Source organism: Streptomyces sioyaensis, assembly GCF_004122735.1.
Classification (GTDB): Bacteria; Actinomycetota; Actinomycetes; order Streptomycetales; family Streptomycetaceae; genus Streptomyces; species Streptomyces sioyaensis.
Genome location: NZ_SDIF01000224.1, coordinates 1 through 5232, shown reverse-complemented (window position 1 = coordinate 5232; position 5232 = coordinate 1). Strand labels below are relative to the sequence as shown.

The window sequence follows — 5232 nt, the reverse complement described above, 5'->3', positions numbered from 1 at the left end:
ACCGAAGGGAAGCGCCCGGAGAGCCTGGTGAAACAGGCACAAAGGAAGCGTCCGTTCCTTGAGAACTCAACAGCGTGCCAAAAGTCAACGCCAGATATGTTGATACCCCGTCCACCTCGGTGGATGAGGTTCCTTTGAAAGTCCTGCCGACCCATGTGCTGCGGTAGGCAAACACAGCGAGGACGCTGTGAACGACCGGACCTATTCCGTCTGGTCGTTCCGCTCTACGTGTGTGTTACCCGATTACGGGTAAACATTCACGGAGAGTTTGATCCTGGCTCAGGACGAACGCTGGCGGCGTGCTTAACACATGCAAGTCGAACGATGAACCTCCTTCGGGAGGGGATTAGTGGCGAACGGGTGAGTAACACGTGGGCAATCTGCCCTTCACTCTGGGACAAGCCCTGGAAACGGGGTCTAATACCGGATACGACACACGACCGCATGGTCTGTGTGTGGAAAGCTCCGGCGGTGAAGGATGAGCCCGCGGCCTATCAGCTTGTTGGTGGGGTGATGGCCTACCAAGGCGACGACGGGTAGCCGGCCTGAGAGGGCGACCGGCCACACTGGGACTGAGACACGGCCCAGACTCCTACGGGAGGCAGCAGTGGGGAATATTGCACAATGGGCGAAAGCCTGATGCAGCGACGCCGCGTGAGGGATGACGGCCTTCGGGTTGTAAACCTCTTTCAGCAGGGAAGAAGCGAGAGTGACGGTACCTGCAGAAGAAGCGCCGGCTAACTACGTGCCAGCAGCCGCGGTAATACGTAGGGCGCAAGCGTTGTCCGGAATTATTGGGCGTAAAGAGCTCGTAGGCGGCTTGTCGCGTCGGATGTGAAAGCCCGGGGCTTAACCCCGGGTCTGCATTCGATACGGGCAGGCTAGAGTTCGGTAGGGGAGATCGGAATTCCTGGTGTAGCGGTGAAATGCGCAGATATCAGGAGGAACACCGGTGGCGAAGGCGGATCTCTGGGCCGATACTGACGCTGAGGAGCGAAAGCGTGGGGAGCGAACAGGATTAGATACCCTGGTAGTCCACGCCGTAAACGTTGGGAACTAGGTGTGGGCGACATTCCACGTCGTCCGTGCCGCAGCTAACGCATTAAGTTCCCCGCCTGGGGAGTACGGCCGCAAGGCTAAAACTCAAAGGAATTGACGGGGGCCCGCACAAGCAGCGGAGCATGTGGCTTAATTCGACGCAACGCGAAGAACCTTACCAAGGCTTGACATACACCGGAAAACCCTGGAGACAGGGTCCCCCTTGTGGTCGGTGTACAGGTGGTGCATGGCTGTCGTCAGCTCGTGTCGTGAGATGTTGGGTTAAGTCCCGCAACGAGCGCAACCCTTGTTCTGTGTTGCCAGCATGCCCTTCGGGGTGATGGGGACTCACAGGAGACTGCCGGGGTCAACTCGGAGGAAGGTGGGGACGACGTCAAGTCATCATGCCCCTTATGTCTTGGGCTGCACACGTGCTACAATGGCCGGTACAATGAGCTGCGATACCGCGAGGTGGAGCGAATCTCAAAAAGCCGGTCTCAGTTCGGATTGGGGTCTGCAACTCGACCCCATGAAGTCGGAGTTGCTAGTAATCGCAGATCAGCATTGCTGCGGTGAATACGTTCCCGGGCCTTGTACACACCGCCCGTCACGTCACGAAAGTCGGTAACACCCGAAGCCGGTGGCCCAACCCCTTGTGGGAGGGAATCGTCGAAGGTGGGACTGGCGATTGGGACGAAGTCGTAACAAGGTAGCCGTACCGGAAGGTGCGGCTGGATCACCTCCTTTCTAAGGAGCACTTCTTACCAAGCCTGGCTTGGTCAGAGGCCAGTACATCAGCGAGTGTCTGATGCTGGTTGCTCATGGGTGGAACGTTGACTATTCGGCACACTTGAGTCTTTGGACGTTAGTACTGCTTCGGCGTGGAACGCATCTGAGGGGTTGAGTGGGTCGGGCACGCTGTTGGGTATCTGAGGGTGCGGACTACGGTCTGAACCTTCGCGATGCCGGCCCCAGTGAACTCAGCCTTCGGGTTGGGGTGGTGGGTGGCTGGTCGTTGCTTGAGAACTGCACAGTGGACGCGAGCATCTGTGGCCAAGTTTTTAAGGGCGCACGGTGGATGCCTTGGCACCAGGAACCGATGAAGGACGTGGGAGGCCACGATAGGCCCCGGGGAGCTGTCAACCGAGCTTTGATCCGGGGGTGTCCGAATGGGGAAACCCGGCAGTCGTCATGGGCTGTCACCCGCTGCTGAACACATAGGCAGTGTGGAGGGAACGCGGGGAAGTGAAACATCTCAGTACCCGCAGGAAGAGAAAACAACCGTGATTCCGGGAGTAGTGGCGAGCGAAACCGGATGAGGCCAAACCAGTTACGTGTGATACCCGGCAGGGGTTGCGTGGTTGGGGTTGTGGGAGTTCTCTTTTACAGTCTGCCGGCTGTGAGACGAGTCAGAAACCGTTGATGTAGGCGAAGGACATGCGAAAGGTCCGGCGTAGAGGGTAAGACCCCCGTAGCTGAAACATCAGCGGCTCGTTTGAGAACCACCCAAGTAGCACGGGGCCCGAGAAATCCCGTGTGAATCTGGCGGGACCACCCGTTAAGCCTAAATATTCCCTGGTGACCGATAGCGGATAGTACCGTGAGGGAATGGTGAAAAGTACCGCGGGAGCGGAGTGAAATAGTACCTGAAACCGTGTGCCTACAAGCCGTGGGAGCGTCGCACAAGGAACTTGTTCCTTGTGTCGTGACTGCGTGCCTTTTGAAGAATGAGCCTGCGAGTTTGCGGTATGTTGCGAGGTTAACCCGTGTGGGGAAGCCGTAGCGAAAGCGAGTCCGAAGAGGGCGTTGAGTAGCGTGCCCAAGACCCGAAGCGGAGTGATCTAGCCATGGGCAGGTTGAAGCGGAGGTAAGACTTCGTGGAGGACCGAACCCACCAGGGTTGAAAACCTGGGGGATGACCTGTGGTTAGGGGTGAAAGGCCAATCAAACTCCGTGATAGCTGGTTCTCCCCGAAATGCATTTAGGTGCAGCGTCGTGTGTTTCTTGCCGGAGGTAGAGCACTGGATAGGCGATGGGCCCTACCGGGTTACTGACCTTAGCCAAACTCCGAATGCCGGTAAGTGAGAGCGCGGCAGTGAGACTGTGGGGGATAAGCTCCATGGTCGAGAGGGAAACAGCCCAGAGCATCGACTAAGGCCCCTAAGCGTGTGCTAAGTGGGAAAGGATGTGGAGTCGCAGAGACAACCAGGAGGTTGGCTTAGAAGCAGCCACCCTTGAAAGAGTGCGTAATAGCTCACTGGTCAAGTGATTCCGCGCCGACAATGTAGCGGGGCTCAAGCACACCGCCGAAGTCGTGTCATTGCGATATTACCCCCAACGGGGATCGTGATGGGTAGGGGAGCGTCGTGTGCCGGGTGAAGCAGCACCGGAAGGTAGTTGTGGACGGTTCACGAGTGAGAATGCAGGCATGAGTAGCGATACACACGTGGGAAACGTGTGCGCCGATTGACTAAGGGTTCCTGGGTCAAGCTGATCTGCCCAGGGTAAGTCGGGACCTAAGGCGAGGCCGACAGGCGTAGTCGATGGACAACCGGTTGATATTCCGGTACCCGCTTTGAAACGCCCAGTATCGAATCCATTAATGCTAAGGCCGTGAAGCCGGCCTGGAGTCTTCGGACGAAGGGACGTGGTGGAGCCGCCGATCCAAGGTGGTAGTAGGTAAGCGATGGGGTGACGCAGGAAGGTAGTCCAGCCCGGGCGGTGGTTGTCCCGGGGTAAGGGTGTAGGGCGCTGTCCAGGCAAATCCGGACAGCTTGAAGCCTGAGACCTGATGCCGAGCCGATTGTGGTGAAGTGGATGATCCTATGCTGTCGAGAAAAGCCTCTAGCGAGTTTCATGGCGGCCCGTACCCTAAACCGACTCAGGTGGTCAGGTAGAGAATACCGAGGCGTTCGGGTGAACTATGGTTAAGGAACTCGGCAAAATGCCCCCGTAACTTCGGGAGAAGGGGGGCCATTTCTGGTGATGAGACGTGCTCTCTGAGCTGGGGGTGGCCGCAGAGACCAGCGAGAAGCGACTGTTTACTAAAAACACAGGTCCGTGCGAAGCCGTAAGGCGATGTATACGGACTGACGCCTGCCCGGTGCTGGAACGTTAAGGGGACCGGTTAGTCATGATTCGTCATGGCGAAGCTGAGAACTTAAGCGCCAGTAAACGGCGGTGGTAACTATAACCATCCTAAGGTAGCGAAATTCCTTGTCGGGTAAGTTCCGACCTGCACGAATGGCGTAACGACTTCTCGACTGTCTCAACCATAGGCCCGGTGAAATTGCATTACGAGTAAAGATGCTCGTTTCGCGCAGCAGGACGGAAAGACCCCGGGACCTTTACTATAGCTTGATATTGGTGTTCGGTTCGGCTTGTGTAGGATAGGTGGGAGACTTTGAAGCGGCCACGCCAGTGGTTGTGGAGTCATTGTTGAAATACCACTCTGGTCGTGCTGGATGTCTAACCTGGGTCCGTGATCCGGATCAGGGACAGTGTCTGGTGGGTAGTTTAACTGGGGCGGTTGCCTCCTAAAGGGTAACGGAGGCGCCCAAAGGTTCCCTCAGCCTGGTTGGCAATCAGGTGTTGAGTGTAAGTGCACAAGGGAGCTTGACTGTGAGACTGACGGGTCGAGCAGGTACGAAAGTAGGGACTAGTGATCCGGCGGTGGCTTGTGGAAGCGCCGTCGCTCAACGGATAAAAGGTACCCCGGGGATAACAGGCTGATCTTCCCCAAGAGTCCATATCGACGGGATGGTTTGGCACCTCGATGTCGGCTCGTCGCATCCTGGGGCTGGAGTCGGTCCCAAGGGTTGGGCTGTTCGCCCATTAAAGCGGTACGCGAGCTGGGTTTAGAACGTCGTGAGACAGTTCGGTCCCTATCCGCTGTGCGCGTAGGAGTCTTGAGAAGGGCTGTCCCTAGTACGAGAGGACCGGGACGGACGAACCTCTGGTGTGCCAGTTGTCCTGCCAAGGGCATGGCTGGTTGGCTACGTTCGGAAAGGATAACCGCTGAAAGCATCTAAGCGGGAAGCCTGCTTCGAGATGAGGGCTCCCACCAACTTGATTGGTTAAGGCTCCCAGTAGACGACTGGGTTGATAGGCCAGATATGGAAGCGCCGTAAGGTGTGGAGTTGACTGGTACTAATAGGCCGAGGGCTTGTCCTCAGTTGCTCGCGTCCACTGTGT

Annotated in this window: 2 rRNA genes; both read left to right on the top strand. The window is 57.2% G+C overall.

Features of this window, described 5'->3' with window-relative positions:
- Window positions 1-256: 256 nt before the first annotated feature.
- Window positions 257-1785 (top strand): 16S ribosomal RNA (locus EST54_RS33105).
- 304 nt (window positions 1786-2089) lie between these two features.
- Window positions 2090-5211: ribosomal RNA gene (locus EST54_RS33100) — 23S ribosomal RNA — on the top strand.
- Together the 16S and 23S rRNA genes form the textbook arrangement of a ribosomal RNA operon.
- Window positions 5212-5232: the final 21 nt, after the last annotated feature.